At 71.4% G+C, this 17,647-nt stretch carries 14 protein-coding genes and 1 riboswitch; of the genes, 7 read left to right on the top strand and 7 right to left on the bottom strand.

The genetic code is table 11. The annotated features are described in order from the left end of the window. Positions 1 to 6: 6 nt before the first annotated feature. Both ACIP6N_RS08590 and ACIP6N_RS08585 read left to right on the top strand, forming a co-directional pair. Entirely contained in the window at positions 7 to 1,716 is a 1,710-nt protein-coding gene (locus ACIP6N_RS08590; protein ID WP_401813954.1) for a succinic semialdehyde dehydrogenase, read from the top strand. A 53-nt stretch (positions 1,717 to 1,769) separates the two neighbouring features. Next, positions 1,770 to 3,605, top strand: coding sequence for a GMC oxidoreductase (locus tag ACIP6N_RS08585; RefSeq protein ID WP_401813952.1), 1,836 nt, complete (start codon positions 1,770 to 1,772; stop codon positions 3,603 to 3,605). 63 nt (positions 3,606 to 3,668) lie between these two features. Here ACIP6N_RS08585 and ACIP6N_RS08580 read toward each other — a convergent pair whose 3' ends face one another. After that, on the bottom strand, positions 3,669 to 4,736 hold the full coding sequence (locus tag ACIP6N_RS08580; RefSeq protein WP_401813951.1) for a hypothetical protein: 1,068 nt from the start codon (positions 4,734 to 4,736) through the stop codon (positions 3,669 to 3,671). A 511-nt stretch (positions 4,737 to 5,247) separates the two neighbouring features. Continuing rightward, entirely contained in the window at positions 5,248 to 5,541 is a 294-nt protein-coding gene (locus ACIP6N_RS08575) for a chorismate mutase (protein ID WP_401813949.1), read from the bottom strand. Between the two features lie 341 nt (positions 5,542 to 5,882). Here ACIP6N_RS08575 and guaA point away from each other — a divergent pair, with 341 nt between their 5' ends. Further along, positions 5,883 to 7,466, top strand: coding sequence for a glutamine-hydrolyzing GMP synthase (guaA, locus tag ACIP6N_RS08570; RefSeq protein WP_401813948.1), 1,584 nt, complete (start codon positions 5,883 to 5,885; stop codon positions 7,464 to 7,466). A 78-nt stretch (positions 7,467 to 7,544) separates the two neighbouring features. Here the strand turns inward: guaA and ACIP6N_RS08565 are convergent, their stop codons facing one another. Then, positions 7,545 to 7,802 (bottom strand): hypothetical protein, encoded by a 258-nt coding sequence (locus tag ACIP6N_RS08565; protein WP_401813946.1) that lies wholly within the window; start codon positions 7,800 to 7,802, stop codon positions 7,545 to 7,547. 310 nt (positions 7,803 to 8,112) lie between these two features. On the opposite strand from ACIP6N_RS08565, the gene ACIP6N_RS08560 reads away from it, so the two are divergent. Together ACIP6N_RS08560 and ACIP6N_RS08555 are read left to right on the top strand one after the other, a co-directional pair. Further along, positions 8,113 to 9,378 carry a hypothetical protein gene (locus tag ACIP6N_RS08560; RefSeq protein ID WP_401813945.1) on the top strand — a complete coding sequence of 422 codons (1,266 nt, stop codon included), beginning with the start codon at positions 8,113 to 8,115 and terminating at the stop codon, positions 9,376 to 9,378. Between the two features lie 250 nt (positions 9,379 to 9,628). Then, positions 9,629 to 10,147 carry a DoxX family protein gene (locus ACIP6N_RS08555; protein WP_401813943.1) on the top strand — a complete coding sequence of 173 codons (519 nt, stop codon included), beginning with the start codon at positions 9,629 to 9,631 and terminating at the stop codon, positions 10,145 to 10,147. A 162-nt stretch (positions 10,148 to 10,309) separates the two neighbouring features. On the opposite strand, the gene ACIP6N_RS08550 is transcribed toward ACIP6N_RS08555, so the two are convergent. After that, positions 10,310 to 11,788 carry a PspC domain-containing protein gene (locus ACIP6N_RS08550; protein ID WP_401813941.1) on the bottom strand — a complete coding sequence of 493 codons (1,479 nt, stop codon included), beginning with the start codon at positions 11,786 to 11,788 and terminating at the stop codon, positions 10,310 to 10,312. 288 nt (positions 11,789 to 12,076) lie between these two features. Between ACIP6N_RS08550 and ACIP6N_RS08545 the strand changes: the two genes are divergently transcribed. Both ACIP6N_RS08545 and ACIP6N_RS08540 read left to right on the top strand, forming a co-directional pair. Then, positions 12,077 to 13,375 (top strand): PspC domain-containing protein, encoded by a 1,299-nt coding sequence (locus ACIP6N_RS08545; RefSeq protein WP_401813939.1) that lies wholly within the window; start codon positions 12,077 to 12,079, stop codon positions 13,373 to 13,375. 70 nt (positions 13,376 to 13,445) lie between these two features. Next, on the top strand, positions 13,446 to 14,165 hold the full coding sequence (locus ACIP6N_RS08540) for a LuxR C-terminal-related transcriptional regulator (RefSeq protein WP_401813937.1): 720 nt from the start codon (positions 13,446 to 13,448) through the stop codon (positions 14,163 to 14,165). A 239-nt stretch (positions 14,166 to 14,404) separates the two neighbouring features. Here the strand turns inward: ACIP6N_RS08540 and ACIP6N_RS08535 are convergent, their stop codons facing one another. The 3 genes from ACIP6N_RS08535 to ACIP6N_RS08525 form a co-directional block, all read right to left on the bottom strand. Further along, on the bottom strand, positions 14,405 to 14,794 hold the full coding sequence (locus tag ACIP6N_RS08535; protein WP_401813936.1) for a hypothetical protein: 390 nt from the start codon (positions 14,792 to 14,794) through the stop codon (positions 14,405 to 14,407). Between the two features lie 79 nt (positions 14,795 to 14,873). Beyond that, entirely contained in the window at positions 14,874 to 15,962 is a 1,089-nt protein-coding gene (locus ACIP6N_RS08530; protein ID WP_401813934.1) for an NlpC/P60 family protein, read from the bottom strand. Between the two features lie 314 nt (positions 15,963 to 16,276). Next, positions 16,277 to 17,407, bottom strand: a complete 1,131-nt coding sequence (locus tag ACIP6N_RS08525; RefSeq protein ID WP_401813932.1) for an NlpC/P60 family protein — start codon at positions 17,405 to 17,407, stop codon at positions 16,277 to 16,279. 7 nt (positions 17,408 to 17,414) lie between these two features. Further along, a riboswitch (cyclic di-AMP (ydaO/yuaA leader) is annotated at positions 17,415 to 17,570 on the bottom strand. Between the last annotated feature and the right edge of the window lie 77 nt (positions 17,571 to 17,647).

The raw sequence follows: 17,647 nt of genomic DNA, 5'->3' as shown, positions 1-17,647 counted from the left end.
GCCCCCATGACGCCCACGCCGGACTCACAGGCTTCTGCCGCGGACTCCTCCGAAGGGGGCTCCTCCGCCCCGGATCCTTCCGCCGCAGGTCCCGCCGCCAAGCCGGTAGCCGCCGCCGAGCCGGTCGCCGCCGGCACCAACCCGGTGGCCGCGGTCCCGGCCGGTTCCCGTACCGCGGCCGATGTCGTGACGCCCGCGCTGCTCGCCCGCCTCACCCGCGGGGTCGTCGGCTCGGGACGTACCGTCAGCCACACGCCCCTCACCGGCGAGAAGCTGGCCGACCTCCCCGAGTCCACGCCCGAGGACGTCGCGACCGCCTTCGAGCGCGCCCGTGCGGCGCAGCCGGGCTGGGCCGCGCTCCCGGCCGGCCGGCGGGCTGCGGTACTGCTGCGCTTCCACGACCTCGTCCTGGCCCGCCAGGCCGAGGTGCTCGACCTGATCCAGCTGGAGACGGGCAAAGCCAGGCTGCACGCGCACGAAGAGGTACAGGCCCTCGCCATCGAGGCGCGGCACTACGGGCGCAAGGCGCCGTCGTATCTCAGGCCGAGGCGTCACACGGGCGCCATTCCGGTGCTGACCAAGGTCACCGAACTGCGCCGGCCGCGCGGGGTCGTCGGCCAGATCGCACCGTGGAACTACCCGCTCGAACTGTCCGCGGGCGACGCGCTCCCCGCGTTCGCCGCGGGCAACGCCGTGGTGATGAAGCCCGACACCGAGACCGCGCTGACCGCGCTCTGGGCGCGCGACCTGCTGATCGAGGCGGGCCTGCCCGACGGGGTCTTCCAAGTGGTCCTGGGCGAGGGCCCGGTGATCGGTCCCGAGGTCGTCAGGTACGCCGATTACGTCTCCTTCACCGGCTCCACGCGCACCGGACGCGAGGTCGCGCGCGGCGCCGCCGACCGACTCATCGGTGTGTCACTGGAGTTGGGCGGAAAGAACGCGATGCTCGTCCTCGCGGACGCGGACATCGAGAAGGCCGCCGAGGGCGCGGTCCGCGCCTGCTTCTCCTCGGCGGGACAACTGTGCATCTCCATCGAGCGGTTGTTCGTCCACGCGTCCGTCGCCGACGCGTTCGTGGCGCGCTTCGCCGCCCGTACGAAGGCGATGCGGCTCGGCAACTCCCTCGGCTACGGCGCCGACATGGGCTCGCTCGTCGGCGAGCGCCAGCTGAAGACGGTCGCCGGTCATGTCGAGGAAGCCGTCGCCAAGGGTGCCACCCTCGTCGCGGGCGGTGTGGCACGTCCCGACATCGGCCCGTACTTCTACGAACCCACCATCCTCGACGGCGTCCGGGCGCCGATGGCCGTCTGCGCGGAGGAGACCTTCGGCCCCGTCGTCTCCGTCTACCGCTTCAGCGACGAGGAGGAGGCGGTCGGCCTCGCCAACGCCACCCCGTTCGGCCTCAACGCGAGCGTCTGGACGAAGGACGCCGGGCGCGCGGCCGCGATCGCGGCCCGGCTGCGTACCGGCACGGTCAATATCAACGAGGGCTACGCACCCGCCTATGCCAGCGTGCGGGCGCCGATGGGCGGCATGAAGGACTCCGGGCTCGGCAGGCGGCACGGCTCCGAGGGCATTCTCAAATTCACCGAGTCCCAGACCGTCGCCCACCAGCGGATCCTGCCGATCGGGCCGTCGATGGGGATGGACGACGAGAAGTACGCGGCCTTCATGAGCCGCGGCCTGCGGGTGATGAAGGCGCTGCGCCTGCGCTGAGACCCGCCGGCCGTCCCGGACAGGACCTGCGGCCCCGGCCGCGAGGAGGACCAATGGCAGTTGATGAAGCGACGTACGACTACGACGTGATCGTGGTCGGCTCCGGTTTCGGCGGCTCGGTCACCGCGCTCCGGCTGACGGAGAAGGGGTACCGCGTCGGCGTCCTCGAAGCGGGCCGCCGCTTCGGCCGCGCGGACCTGCCCAAGAACTCCTGGGACCTGAGGAATTACCTCTGGGCGCCCGCTCTCGGCCTCTACGGCATCCAGCGGGTCCACCTGCTCGGCCATGTGATGGTGCTCGCGGGCGCCGGGGTCGGCGGTGGCTCGCTCAACTACGCGAACACCCTGTACGTGCCGCCCGCCGCCTTCTTCGAGGACCGGCAGTGGGCGTCGATCACCGACTGGGAAGGGGAGTTGAAGCCGTACTACGACCAGGCGAAGCGGATGCTCGGCGTACGGCTGAACCCGACCATGACCCCCTCGGACGTCCATCTCAAGGCGGCCGCCGAGGCGATGGGTGTCGGCGACAGCTTCCATCTCGCCCCCGTCGGCGTCTACTTCGGGGACGGCGAGGACGCCGGGGGTACGTCGACGAGCCGGCCGGGGGAGAGCGTCGAGGACCCGTACTTCGGCGGGGCGGGTCCCGCGCGCAACGCCTGCACCGAGTGCGGCGAGTGCATGACGGGCTGCCGGCACGGCGCGAAGAACACCCTCAACGAGAACTACCTCCACCTCGCGGAGCGCGCCGGAGCGGTCATCCACCCCATGACCTCGGTCATCGAGGTGACGGAGGACGAGTCCGGCGGCCACCGCGTCATGACCGTCCCCACCGACGCGCGCGGAAAGGCCGTGACGAGGGGCCGCGCGAAGAACCGTACCCGCGTCCTGCGCGCCAGGCAGGTGGTGATCGCGGCGGGTACGTACGGCACGCAGACCCTCCTGCACACCATGAGGGACACCGGGCTGCTGCCCCGGCTGTCGCCGAGGCTGGGCGAGCTGACCCGTACCAACTCCGAGGCCCTGGTGGGCGCGCAGACCGACGACCGCCGCTACCGCGCGCGCCACGGAACCGGGGCGAAGGCAGACTTCACGCGGGGCGTGGCCATCACGTCCTCGATGCATCCGAACGCCAGCACCCATGTCGAGCCGGTGCGTTACGGCAAGGGCTCCAACGCGATGGGTTCGCTGTCGATACTGCAAGTGCCGCACAGCGAGCGGCGCGTGCGGGCCTGGCTCAAAAGCGCGGTCAAACACCCGGCACAGCTGGTGCGTTCGCTCTCCAACCGCCGGTGGTCGGAGCGGACCATCATCGGCCTGGTCATGCAGTCGCTGGACAACTCCCTGACGACGTACCGCAAACCGGGGGGCGTCGGAAAGGGACTGCTCACCGCGCGCCAGGGCCACGGCGCGCCGAACCCCGCGCAGATACCCGAGGCGACCCGTGCGGCGGGCCTCTTGGCCGAGGAGATCAACGGTTTCGCGGGCAGCAATGTCGGCGAACTGATGGGCACACCGCTGACCGCACACTTCCTGGGCGGCTGCCCGATCGGTGCCTCGGCGCGGGACGGTGTCATCGACCCGTACCACCGGCTGTACGGGCACCCCGGCATCTCGGTGGTCGACGGATCGGCCGTCTCGGCGAACCTGGGCGTGAACCCGGCGCTGACCATCACCGCACAGGCCGAGCGCGCGATGTCGTTCTGGCCGAACAAGGGCGAGGCGGATCCGCGCCCCGCACAAGGGGAGCCGTACGTACGGCAGGACCCGGTCGAGCCGGTGTCGCCGGCGGTTCCGGCGGAGGCGTTCGGCGCGCTGAGGCTGCCGTTCCTGGGCATGCCGAAGATGCCGCCGAAGCGGCGGGAGACACCGAAGGCGCCCGAGGCGCCCTGACGAGCGCGTGAAAAAGGCGCTGCACCCCCCTCCGAGTGCAGCGCCTCCTTCGTCCAGGCGGTGTTACGCGACGGCGCCACCCCTGCGGCGCTTCACGGTGAACATCGCACCGGCACCGACGACGACGGCGATACCGCCGACCAGGCCGATGACGGGAACCATGGAGGACGAGCCGGTCTCGGCGAGCCTGCCCTCGGGCTTGATCTCGGTGTTGCCGACGGGCTTCGTCGTGAGCGGCTTGTGGCCGCCCTGCGGCTTGGCCTCGTTCGGCGTGCCCGCGTTCTGGCCCGCCGCGATGATGTCGAACTCGTAGTACGCGTCGTCGTCCGCGATGACGCAGTTGCCCTTGTCATCGGCGTAGAGGCCGAGGCTGAAGGCGTATCCGAGGCCGGCGGGGGCCGACTTGTCCACGCTCAGGCGCATGTCGATGGAGAACGACTCCTTCGCCTTCACGCTGGTGAAGCCGAGGTAGCCGTAGCCCTCGTCGTTCATGTCGAGCGAGATGGCGGTCCAGGTACCGGACGTGGGGTCCTTGTACTGGAGCGTGAGGTGACCGGAGGTCTCCTCCCACGTGTCCTCGTCGAGCTGGCCGGCGAAGACGCCGAGGTCGACCTGCTTGTAGTCGTTCTTGCCCTTGTTCGAGACATTGAGCTTGAACGAGTGGAAGCCGCTGCCCGCGACCACCTTGTCCGGCAGTCCGCTGAGGCTGGTCTGCAGGTTCTTGTCGAACTTCACCTCGCCGTCGGCCAGGCAGTCGTCCGGGTAGTTGCTCGGCTCGCCGGAGGGAGTGCTGGGGGAGGCACTGGGCGAGCCCGTGGGCTTGCCGGGGGTGTCGCTGGGGGAGGGGCTCGGGCTGGTGGCCGGGTCCGTCTCCGGAGCGGAGGGACTCTCGGCCGGAGTCGACGGGCCTCCCTCGGGCGCGGTCGACTCGCTCGGCGCCTCGGACTCGGGGGATTCGGAGTCCTCGGGAGCGTCCGTCGCGGAGTCCTCGGGCTCGGGCTGCTCGGTGGGGCTGGTCTGCACGGTGTTCGAGCTGTTCTCGTCCGCGAACGCGGACGGCGCCGCCAGGAAGGCGGCGGGGGCTATGACGGCGGTCGCGGCAGCGACGGCCATAGCGCGGCGAAGCTTCATGAAGACCTCGGTAAGTCCGGCGCACCGCGAAACACACGGTGCGGAGTCTGAGGGCCTTCCCGGGTGGGGGTCACAGGTGTGGCCGTTGTTGACGCAAGCAAGACCTGTGAACCGTTGTGAAGGTTGCATAAGAATTCACGGAATCTTCAAGTGACCTGCGTCACGGACCGGCCGGCTCGCATCTTCCCGGGCTCGCGTCCTCCCGGGCTCACGTCTTCACGGCCTCGCGCGGCTCACAGACTCGTGGACTCAAAGACCGGGCGCGGCCGGTTCCGGGCGTCCCCAGAACCGGCCGCACGTGGCGTGACCGGGCCGGCTGTCCCCTGCCGTCCGGTCACGGGAACCGGGGCGAGGTCCCACGACGCACTTTCGGTACGTCACACGCCCCGGCACGACATGGGGACCAACGAAGCCCGCCCCGGCGCGGTCACGCGCCGTACGGGTGAGAGCGGTGCCCGAACGCAGGTCCGGCTCCTATCCGTTCCGATGGTCCGTGGATTCGGGCGGACGCTCAGACGCGGCCCCGGCTCAGCTCCAGCAGCGTCATCGCCAGTGCCGTACCCCGCTTGCCGAGGGCGTCCCTGTAGTGGTTGAGGATCTCCATCTCGCGCGAGAGGCTGACCCGGTGGCCGCCTTGGGAGATACGGGCCTCCTGGACGGCGGCCGAGACGGTGTTCCGTTCCAGAATGAGCGCGATGATCTGTTCGTCGAGTGCGTCGATGCGTTCACGGGCGCCGTTGATGAGGGCGGCGAGTTCTTCCGTACACGCGTCGGTGCCGGTCCTGGTGTCGTTCGTGGCCTTCATGGGCGGGACTCCTTTTCGGGAGGAACGGGGCAATGAAAGCAGGGCCCCGGGAGCGGCACGGCCCCGAACGCGACAGGCGCCCCGGGCCATTTCGGCCCGGGGCGCCTGGGAAGTCGCTTGTCAGCTCAAGCAGCACGACCTGTGGCAGCCGGACGGGCCGGTGCCACAGGTAAAGACGGAGGTCGGTTGCGTGCGCATGGCGCCAGTATGGCCCGGACGGCACCGAAGGCGGCAATCCGGGCCGGGACGGCTCGGACGGTGAGACACGGTGGACGCGGGGCGGTCGGTCACCGCCGGTAGAATCGACGTACCAACCCCCGTTCACCGCCGGAAGGCCGCCCGTGCCAGCAGCGCCCCCCGCCGCCCCCGACGTCGTACTCGTCGTCGACTTCGGCGCGCAGTACGCCCAGCTCATCGCCCGCCGCGTCCGCGAGGCCCGGGTCTACAGCGAGATCGTCCCGTCCACGATGCCGGTGGCCGAGATGCTGGCGAAGAACCCGAAGGCGATCATCCTCTCCGGTGGTCCCTCGTCCGTGTACGCGGAAGGGGCTCCGCGTGTCGACAGCGCGCTCTTCGAGGCCGGAGTGCCGGTCTTCGGCATGTGCTACGGCTTCCAGCTGATGGCGACGGCGCTCGGCGGAACCGTCGAGCACACGGGCGCGCGCGAGTACGGACGTACCGACCTGCACGTCTCCCTGCCCGGCTCCACCCTCTTCGAGGGCACCCCGGCCGAGCAGACGGTCTGGATGTCGCACGGCGACACCTGCTCCGCCGCTCCCGAGGGCTTCACGGTCACGGGGTCCACGGACGTCGTGCCGGTCGCCGCGTTCGAGAACGACGAGAAGAAGCTGTACGGCGTCCAGTACCACCCCGAGGTGCTGCACTCCACGCACGGCCAGCAGGTCCTCGAGCACTTCCTCTACCGGGGCGCGGGCATCGAGCCGACGTGGACCACGGCCAACGTCGTGGACGAGCAGGTCGCGCTCATCCGCGAGCAGGTCGGCACGAAGCGCGCCATCTGCGGTCTGTCGGGCGGGGTGGACTCCGCCGTCGCCGCCGCCCTCGTACAGAAGGCCATCGGCTCCCAGCTGACCTGCGTGTACGTCGACCACGGTCTGATGCGCCAGGGCGAGACGGAGCAGGTCGAGAAGGACTTCGTCGCCGCCACGGGCGTACAGCTCAAGGTGGTCGACGCGGAGGAGCGCTTCCTCACCGCGCTGAAGGGGGTCTCCGACCCCGAGCAGAAGCGGAAGATCATCGGGCGCGAGTTCATCCGCGTCTTCGAGCAGGCCCAGGCGGAGATCGTCGCGGAGGCGGGCGCGGAGGGCGAGGACGTCGCGTTCCTCGTCCAGGGCACGCTCTACCCGGATGTCGTGGAGTCGGGCGGCGGCACGGGCACCGCCAACATCAAGTCGCACCACAATGTCGGCGGGCTGCCCGACGACATCGAGTTCGAGCTGGTCGAGCCGCTGCGCAAGCTGTTCAAGGACGAGGTCCGGATGGTCGGCCAGCAGCTCGGCCTCCCGGAGGAGATCGTCCAGCGCCAGCCGTTCCCGGGTCCCGGGCTCGGTATCCGCATCATCGGCGAGGTCACGCGCGAGCGCCTCGACCTGCTGCGGGAGGCGGACGCGATCGCCCGTGCCGAGCTGACGGCGGCCGGTCTCGACCGTGACATCTGGCAGTGCCCGGTGGTCCTGCTGGCGGACGTACGTTCCGTCGGCGTCCAGGGTGACGGCCGTACGTACGGTCACCCGATCGTGTTGCGGCCGGTCTCGTCCGAGGACGCGATGACGGCCGACTGGACGCGGATGCCGTACGAGGTGCTGGCGAAGATCTCGACGCGGATCACGAACGAGGTCGCCGACGTCAACCGCGTGGTGCTCGACGTGACGAGCAAGCCGCCGGGCACCATCGAGTGGGAGTGATCTCCCGCCAATAGGCAGAACGCGAGGAGGGGCGGAGCCGACCGGCTCCGCCCCTCCTCGCGTCGTGCGGGGTGCTGCTCAGTGCATCAGGTCGTTCGCGGACTTCACGGTGTCGCCGGCGCCCTTCACCACGCCCTTCAGCGCGGTCACCTTCTTGCCCGCGGTGTCGCCGAGGACCTGGTCCACGACGGGCGCGGCCTGGCTTCCGACGGCGGAGGTGGTCTTCGCGGTGCCGCTCAGCGTGTTGCCGAGGTCGAGCGCCTGGGCGGAGGGGGTGACGACGGCGAGAAGAGCGGAACCCGCGGCGGCGGTGGCGAGGAATCGGTACATGTTCATGTCCGGGGTAACGCCCGGGGAGGGCAGAGGGCACGCGATGTGCCGCCGATGGAGGAGTGCGGACGCCACCGCCTTGACCCGGCCGTGCATATGACGGTGTGACTATGCCGGGACGTGCGCCCTGTGCGGCCGGATCCGGGCCGATCCGTCCGTTGTCGCGGGGCCACCGGGAGCGCCGGGTCAACATCGTGACGGGGTCGTCACCTGCCCTGACCGTGACTACGGCGGTTGCGCCCCACTCGGTACGGCACAATTCGCAGGAATCACAAGGAAGTTCACCGGTGCAGGACGGGGAAGGCGGCGTTTCGGCGTGGCAGTGCAAGAGGCAGGACTGGCCGCACACAGCGGCGGCTGTACGTGCGGCGACTGCCCGCACGGGGCACGCCAGGGGCACCGGCAGGCCGTCGCCGCGTTCGTGGCGAAGCGCGACGAACTGGCCGCGGGGCAGGGGCTGCCCGCCGCCGTCGCGCACTCGGCCGGAGCGTCCAGGCAGTGGGTCTCCGACGAGCTGACGCAGTCCGCGCGGATGGTCGCCGAACGCAGCCGCGAGGCGGGCGAGGCCTGGCTGCACACCGTCTGGCGGCAGACGCTGTTCGTCGTCTGGGGCGCCGTCGCCGTGCTCGCGCTGGCGCAGACAGGGACCGCGATCGGCGCGGGCTGGAGCATGGCGCGTACGGCCGGGCTGGTGGCCGCGGTGGTGGTCGCCGGGCTGCTGACCGCCGCCGCCCGGCTGCACCGCGCGCGCGGCGGACTGATCGCGCCGCTGATCGGCGAGGACAACAGGCTCTCCACCTCGCGGACGGTCGCCTCCGCGTGGGTGCTTCTCGTCGTCTTCGCCGTCCTCGTCCTGGCACTCGAACTCGCGGGCGCCTCCGCGCACGCCGAGCGCGACGCGCTGATCGACGGGCTCGGACTGACCCGTGGCGCGGGCCTGCTGATCGTGCTGGCCGCGACCTGCGCCCTCACGGTTGTCGTACGCGGTCTGGTGGCGGGACGGGTGTTCGGCCAGCGGTTGCAGAAGGTACGGGCCGAACGGCCCCGACTGGCCGACCTGCTGTGCGACGACGCGGGGCGCGGCAGCTTCACCGACGCGCAGTACGTACTGGTGAGCGCGGTCGCCATGGCCTTCTCCTGCGTACGGCTGGCCCGGCGGCCCGGCCAACTGCCCGATCTGCCCTGGGCGCTCGCCCTGCTGGTCGTACTCTCCGCCGCCGTCTACTTCGCGGGCAAGTACGCGGAGGGCGGGCGGCCCGTCATCCTGTCGGTCGTGCGCGCGCGGGAGGCCGGGGATCTGGACGGTCCGATCCGTACCGGCGACGACATCGAGATCCGCGGCGCCGGCTTCGTGCCGGCGGGGGCCGCGACTCCGGACCAACTCGCCCTGATGGTCGTCCGGATCGGCCCCGTCCACGTGCACGTGCCGCTGGTGCCGGTGCCCGGCGGCTTCGCCAACCCGTCGGACACGGTCCTGACCGTGCCGGTGCCGGTGGACGTGGAGCCGGGACCCGTCGAGGTGCAGGTCGTGACGGCCGCCGGGGTGGAGACGAACCGGGTGACCGTCGAGGTCATGGACTGACCACGTCGGGTCCGGTACGTCTCCCGCGGGCACGCCTTCCGCTCGGCACGTCTCCCGCAGGACGTGTCACGCCGGGACGTCTCTCGCGGGCACGTGTCACGTCGGCACGTCTCCCGCAGGCGCATCTTCCGCTCGGCACACGTCCCTTACGGCATCCCTCTCGACATCCGCCGCCCGGCGTAGGCATATGAGAGGCCCGCGAGGCGGTACGCCCTCGCGGCCTCGGTGTGACAGGGAAGGCAGAGCGGCCATGACACAGGGATACGGGCCCGGCGGCTACGGACAGGCCGGCGGTGAACGGCACGGCCTGCGCGCCTCCGCCGCGCGCCACGCGCTGCTGCCTCTCCGGGTCTTTCTCGGCGTGACGTTCATCTACGCGGGCCTCGACAAGCTCACCACCAGCGCCTTCTTCCACGCGACAGGCCCCGGCTCGATTGGTGAGGTGATGCGGGGCGTACACGACAGCGCCGCCATCCCCGCACTCGTGACGCTGGGGCTCAAGAGCCCCGGGGGGTTCGGTTACGCCATCGCCCTGGGCGAACTCGTCGTGGGCCTCGGGGTGCTGTTCGGGGTGTTCGGCCGGCTGGCCGCGTTCGGCGGGGCGCTCATCTCGCTGAGCCTGTGGCTGACGGTGAGCTGGCAGGTCACGCCGTACTACTACGGGAACGACCTCATTTATCTGATGGCCTGGCTGCCGCTGCTCCTCGCCGGTACGCCGTCGTTCTCAGCGGACGCGCTCAGGGCCGCCGGGCGGCGGCGCCGGCTGTAGCGGCGGTGGGCCCAGCCCACGAGGGCCGCGACCCACAGCATGTCGAAGGTGATGGGCAACGCCACGAACCAGGGCGTGTCCCAGGCGCCCGCCGCGTCGCCCGCGTACGCGCACGCCGTCCCGAGGGCGCCGAGCCCCAGAACGAGCCTTCCGGGCCTGAACTCAGCGCGCGGCAAGGGATTTCTCCGCTCGGCTCACTTGGTTCACCTGGCTCGCTTGACTCACTTCGGAACGGCTCGTCACTGGAGGGTTCGCCCGCGACCGCGTCACCTCCACCTGGCCGACGCCCACGTCGAGCCGGAGCACCAGCGTGCCGGCCGGTTCCGTGCCCGCTTGCGGGGACAGTGTCCGCTCCTTGGACTGGTCCGGGGCGACGTCCACGTCGTTGGGCGGCTCACCGGGAAGCCGGATGTCCCCGACGCCCGCCTCCACACGCATCTTCACGGTCAGTCCCGCGGGTACGACGACTTTGAGCCGGCCCACTCCGACCTCGGCCGACGTACGGACCGTCCGCCCCTCCGGGACGGAGAGGCCGCTGAGATCAAGGGTGCCGACGCCCGAGCCCAGTGTGTAGCGCGGCTGTACGGAGGCGGCCGAGGCGGGCTTCCAGGTCTCGCGGCCCCACTCGGTGCCGATGTCCTTGGGGATCGCCGCCGACGCCGCGAGCAGCCCCGCCGTGATGACGGTCAGGAAGACCGTACCGATGCCGACGCGGCCCAGGAACGCGCCGGCCACCAGACCGAGCGCGAACACGGTCAGCGCCGCCACCAGGCCGATCTCCAGGCTTGTGCCGAGGGGCTGGGAGTTCCAGGACAGGCCCGTGCCGAGGCCGGCCGCGATCAGCGCGAGGAGGAAGACGAGGCCGCCTCTCCCGCGCGGCCGGCCGGTGACGACGACGGGTACGGCCCCGCCGAAACCGGCGGACCGGTCCACCGGGCGGCCGGGCTCCCCGTCCGCCGGCCGGCCGGGCTCCCGGGACGCGGGGCCCGTGAGGAAGTCGGCGGGCCCCCACAGATAACCACCCGCCACCGGGCCCGTCGTACCGTCCTTGATGATCGGATCCCGCCACCAGGAAGGTGAGCCGCCCGGTGCCGGCGGCGCCTTGGTCTCCGGGGGCGCCTCCACCACCACATGCGGCGCCGAGGGGGCGGACGAACCGTCCGGGGGCGACGCGACGCGGCGGCGCTGCGACCAGACGGCGGAACCGACGACGGCGACCGTGAGCATCGCGGCGAAGCCGAGCGTGCCGCCGTCGCCCAGCATGGACAGGAAGAGCCCACAGCCGATCAGGGCGAGCAGGATGGCGATGAGCGAGGAGCCGTCCACGCGACCCGTCAGCATCCTGCGGGCCTCGTTCTCCTCCTCGCCCTCCAGCGGTATCAGCAGCCAGGCGAAGCCGTAGAAGATCAGCCCGATACCGCCGGTCACGGTGAGCACGCCGATGACGATCCGGAAGATCACCGGGTCGATGTCGCAGTACCGCCCGAGCCCGCCGCACACCCCGGCCACCACCTTCTGCCGCGGGCTCCGCAGCAGCGCGGGCCGCGTGCCGCCGCCGGAGCCGCCGTCGCTCGCGCCCGGCGGCGGTACGGCGGTGGCACCGGCCGGTTCCGGCGGCGACTGGCGAGGGGGCTGAGTCATGTGTCCATGGTGACGGGCTCGGTGTCACGGCTCCACCTGCGGCGACCCTGGCTGGTCCCTGATATTGGCCCTCGCCGTCCCTGAGAAGACCGCAGTTGCCCGGAGTCGGTCGCAGTAAGTACTGGGGTGTCCCACGGCCTCCTTCGGCTCACCGGGCCGCTCGTCCCGCACCGCGGGCCACCCGTCGCTCAGGCGGAGGCCCCGCCGTCACCTCAGGGTCGGGTCAGGGGCGGATCAGGGTGGTGACCCTGATGTGCCCGGCTGTCCCCGCGTGTGACCATCGTTGGCATGCCAGCCGCCACGCACCGCGCCGCCGCGACCTCCTCCCGCGCTGCGGCGCCGGAGGAGGAACCGCTGCGCAAGCTGTACCGCAGCGCGGACGGCCGGCTCTTCGGAGGGGTCGCGCGCGGGCTCGCCGGGCATCTCGGGCTGCCGGTCATCTGGGTCCGCCTGATCTTCCTCGGCCTCTTCTTCGCCCAGGGGCTCGGTGCGCTGCTGTACGCCGTCTTCTGGGTCGTCGTCCCGCTGGGCATCGGCGGCACAGCGGCCGAGCCACGCTCCCTCTTCGAGATCAGCGCGGACGGCAGACGCCGGCTGCGCAAGCCCGACAAGGGCCAGCTCTTCGCGGTGGTGGCGCTGGCGGCCGGCGCCGCGACCTTCATCGGCAACGTCAACCTGGGCCGGGATCACGCCGACCGCTACATCTGGCCGATGCTGCTGATCGGCGCGGGCGTCGTCCTGGTCTGGCGGCAGGCGGACAACGCGAGGCGGGCCCGCTGGACCGAGGCCGGCGGACACCGCAGGACGCTGCAACTGGCCCGTGGGCTGGCGGGCGTGGCGCTGGTCGGCCTCGGGCTGACCGTCTTCGTGGTGGTACGCGGCTCGGCGGCCCAGTTCGGCAATGTTCTGACGGCCGCGATCGCCGTGGTGGCCGGCGTCGCGCTGCTGGTCGGCCCCTGGCTCGTACGGATGACCCAGGACCTCTCCGAGGAGCGGCTGATGCGTATCCGCGCCCAGGAGCGTGCCGAGGTGGCCGCCCATGTCCATGACTCCGTCCTGCACACGCTCACCCTGATCCAGCGCAGCGCGGACGACGGCGGCGAGGTCCGCCGCCTGGCCCGCGCGCAGGAGCGCGAGTTGCGCGCCTGGCTCTACCGGCCGGAGGGCACGGGCAAGGACGAGGCACAGGAGCCCGACACGCTCGCGGAGGCGGTGAAGAAGACGGCGGCCGAGGTGGAGGACTACCACGGCGTGCCGATCGAGGTCGTGGTCGTCGGCGACTGCCCGCTGGACGAGCAGCTGACCGCGCAGACGCAGGCCGCGCGCGAGGCGATGGTCAACGCCGCCAAGTACGGTGGCGCGGGAGGCGCGGTGCAGGTGTACGCGGAGGTCGAGGGCCGCACGGTCTTCATCTCCGTACGCGACCGTGGCCCCGGCTTCGATCTGGACGCGGTGCCGCACGACCGGATGGGGGTCCGGGAGTCGATCATTGGCAGGATGCAGCGCAACGGCGGCACGGCGCGGCTGCGTTCGGTGCCGGACGGCGGCACCGAAGTCGAGCTGGAGATGGACAGGGCCGGCGAATGACGGCGCTGTCGGAGGCAGACCGGCGGGGCGACCCGTCCCACGAGGGTGACGAGTGCGAGGGGCACAGAGCATGAGCGAGGAAGCGCAGACCGAGGGCACTCCCGCGACGGGCGGCGACGCCGGCGGAGACCGCCGCGTCCGCGTCGTCCTCGTCGACGACCACCGGATGTTCCGTACCGGCGTACGGGCCGAGATCGGCCGCACGGAAGAGACGGGCGTCGAGGTCGTGGGCGAGGCCGCCGACGTCGACGAGGCGGTCGCGGTCATCACGGCGACCCGCCCCGAGGTCGTCCTGCTCGACGTCCATCTGCCGGGCGGGGGCGGCGTCGAGGTACTGCGCCGCTGCGCCCCGCTGATGGCGGGCGGCGAGAACCCGGTCCGGTTCCTGGCGCTCTCGGTCTCCGACGCGGCGGAGGACGTCATCGGAGTGATCAGGGGCGGCGCCCGCGGCTACGTCACCAAGACGATCACCGGCACGGACCTGGTCGCCTCGGTCTTCCGGGTCCAGGAGGGCGACGCGGTGTTCTCCCCACGCCTCGCCGGCTTCGTCCTGGACGCCTTCGCGTCGACGGACGCGCCACCGGTGGACGAGGACATGGACCGGCTCACGCAGCGGGAGCGGGAGGTACTGCGGCTGATCGCGCGTGGGTACGCGTACAAGGAGATCGCGAAACAGCTGTTCATCTCCGTGAAGACGGTCGAATCACACGTCTCGGCGGTCCTGCGCAAACTCCAGCTCTCCAACCGCCACGAACTGACCCGCTGGGCGACGGCGCGCCGGCTGGTCTGACACCGGCAGACGGGTAATCAGCAGCGGCAGCGGGTCCGCCGGATACGCGGGCTCCGAACGGTCGTCACCGGAGGCGAACATGATGAGCGCGCGGCCGGAACACAACGGGGCAGTTTGCAAAGCGGTCGGGGTGCGAGCCGGGCGTGGGAGTGCGAATCCCGGTGAGGAACCGGCACACTGCCACCCCACAGTGACCAGTGGTCCGGAACAGCACTCGCGGACGGCGTGGCCCATCCGCGTCACGCGCACTTCCACCGCGTCACATAGGGCCGTTCGTGGGCGTCCAGGAGTACGCCCCTGATGCATTCGCCCGGTGCCGTGTCCAGCGTGCCGGTCAGCTGGGCGGTGCCGTGGTGGATTCTGGCCGTGCCGAACCAGTCGGGGAACGCGGTGATCCGGTTGTCCTTGCGCTGGTAGCCGAGCCGGACCTCGGCGCCCCCGGGATCGCCGGGGCGCCGCAGGTAGCGGATGGTGAAGGCGCCGGCGCCGCCGATCGGGCCGTCGATGCAGAGCCGGCCGTTGGAGAGGTCGCCGCATCCCTTCGGGGTCATGCCGACGGGCGCCAGGACGAACGCGGCGCCGACGGCCAGTCCGGCGCCGATCAGTCTGACGGCGGTGGCTCGTCTCATGGCGATCCCTTCGCGGGCCGGCGGTGTGCAGCCATCGTGACCCGCGGAAGGGGACGCGGCATCCCGGGACGGCGGGGAATCAGGCCGGACGGGCCGCGCCGACGAAGGGCATCTGGTCGATCGGAGCGATCCTGACCGGGGCGCCCGGGCGCGGAGCGTGGATCATCCGGCCGCCGCCGACGTAGATCCCGACATGGCTGACGCCCGAGTAGAAGAACACCAGATCGCCCGGCGCGAGCTGTTCGCGTGACACGCGCTGACCCGCGTTGATCTGGGTGTACGACGTCCGCGGGAGCGACACACCGGCGGCGCGCCAGGCCGCCTGGGTCAGCCCCGAGCAGTCGAAGGAGTCGGGGCCCGTGGCGCCCCAGACGTACGGCTTGCCGAGTGCTCCGTACGCGAACGACACCGCCGCGGCGGCACGTGAGGTGGGCGCCCGTAGCCCGCCGCCCGGTGCCGGCGCCTGCTCGGCGGCCCGCAGCGCGTCGCGGGACAGGGAGCGGTCGGCGCGGGACGCGACCGTACCGCCGGCCTGCTCCTGCGCGTACCGCGCGCGCTGCGCGGCGGTGAGCTGGGAGAGGAGCTTCTTCGCGGCGTCGAGCTTCTTCTGGATGCTCGCCTTGTACGCGGCCAGCTCGGTCTGGCGGGCCTTGAGGTCGGCGAGCCGGTCGTCGGCGCTGGTGTGCAATTGGGAGATCCGGGCCAGTTCCTTGCGCATACCGGAGATCGTGTCGGCCTGGCGCGACCCGGCACGTTCGGCGAGCGCCGCGCCCTCCAGAAAGTGTTCGGGGCTGGACGACAGCGCGAGCTGGATGGCAGGGTCGAGGCCGCCGGCGCGGTACTGCGCGGCGGCGATCGAACCGAGCGCGTTGCGCGAGGCGTTGAGCCGGTCCGTGCGGCGAGCGGCCTCGTCACGCAGCGCGTTCAGCGCCGTACGGGCCTCGTCGGCCTTCTCCTTCGCCCCGTCGTACTTGTCCGTGGCGGCCTCCGCCTGCTCGTACAGGGTGTTGACCTTGGCCTTGACCTGGGCGGCGGTCAGGCGGGGCCCGGCCTGTACGGGGCCGCTCGACGCGGCGGCGGTCACAGCTCCCGCGAGCGCGAGGGTGGCAGCGGTGCGGCTCGCCGGTCCGGCGAGCAGGCGCTGTTTACGTTTTCGGTGCGCGGCCACGGGGCGTCCACTTCCTTCGGGGAGATGGCGGCCGACGGCTGTCCTGGTACGTGGACGGCGGGGAGGAGTCGGCCACCTCGTGAAGGACCGTAAGGGGCGCGATCACGAGGCGCGCCCGGCTGGCCGCTATTGCCCAAAGGTGGACGGAGAGGAGCGGTTTACGATCACCGCGACCATGCCGAAGTCACTCCGCACGGCGGGACCTGACCGTTACGGACGACGGCCCGCCACACGGAGCAGGCGCGTGGCCTGCGCCTTCGCCCCTGTCCCTCGTCCGCTGCCAACAGGAACCTCAGCCTCAGGCCGGGCGAACCTCAGGCCGGGCGGACACTTCCGTAGATCGGCATGTAGTAGATCGACTCCTCGCGGACATTCGCCCCCGGCTTCGGTGCGTGGATCATCATTCCGTCGCCTATGTAGATGCCGACATGGCTGATGTCGTCGTAAAAGAAGACCAGGTCTCCAGGGAGCAGATCGGCCGTCGCGATGCGCGTGCCGACATTCACCTGGTCCCAGGTGGTGCGTGGCAGTTCCACGCCCGCCGCCCGCCAGGCCGCCTGGGTCAGGCCCGAACAGTCGTACGAGCTGGGTCCCGTCGCGCCCCAGACGTACGGCTTGCCCAGCTGGGCGCGGGCGAAGGCGAGTACCTTCCCGGCCTGGCCGGAGTTCGAGCCGGCCGGCGTGCCCGTGCCGCCGCCCGTGCCCGTGCCGCTGCCCGGCGGCTTCGACTGCTTCTGCCGCTCCGCCTCCGCCTTGGCCTTCGCTTCCGCCTGCTTCCTGGCCTTCTCCTGCTTCTCGCGCTCCAGCGCGGCCAGCCGCGCCTTCTCCTCCGCTGTCAGCTCCGACAGCAGGGCGCGCGCCTCGCCCAGCTTCGTCTGGACGCTCTGCTTGCTGGTGCGCAGCGTGCTCTGGGAGGCGGTGAGCGACGCGAGGCTCTTCGTCGCCTGCGCGCGCTTTTTACCGGCGGCCGCCTGCTGGGTCTGGAAGTCGGTGACCGCGTCGCGCTGGTGCGCCGTCATCCGGTGCATCAGCTGAGTCTGGTCGAAGTACGCCTGCGGGCTGTCGGCGAACATCAGGGCCGCGGTCGGGCCGACGGTGCCCTCCCGGTACTGCGCCGCCGCGTACGTGCCCAGCGCGCGCCGGGCCTCGTTCAGCTTGTCCGCGCGCCTGGCGACCTCGTCGAGGAGCTGGTCGAGGTCCTTCTTCTGCTTGTCCGTGGACTCTTTCGCCTTGTTGTACCGCTCCGTCGCGGAACCGGCCTCGCGGTACAGGTCGTCTACCTTCTTCCGCACCTCTTCTATGGACGGCTTCGGCCGCGCGGGCGCGGCGTTGGCGCTCTGTGCCGAGAGCAGCGTGACCGAGGCGAGGGCGGCCGTCGTGAGACCGAGCGCGGGGGAGCTGGACCGTACACCGTTACGGGTGCGCGGCTTGCGATGCGATGCCAAGGCCGGCATCTCCTTCCGTGGACCGCCTACCGGGTTAGCTGTCGGGTTCGGGCTCGGTGGAACGGAAGGCTGCCCTACGGGCCTGGGACGTGCGGCCCGATTCACCCCGGTCGTGCGAGTGGGTCCCCGGTTCCGGATCTCCGCACGTCGGCAGGGCTTCCCTGCGGAAGCGCTTCGGTACGGAACCCCGGATTCGGCGCGGGCAGCCCGTTTGGCGTCGGTCGCCGTTGGGGTACGGGG

The sequence above is a fragment of the Streptomyces sp. NPDC088725 genome, assembly GCF_044751305.1.
In the GTDB taxonomy this organism is placed as follows: Bacteria; Actinomycetota; Actinomycetes; order Streptomycetales; family Streptomycetaceae; genus Streptomyces.
Note: the sequence above shows the minus strand (reverse complement) of the source record. Positions and strands in the feature narration are given on the sequence as shown.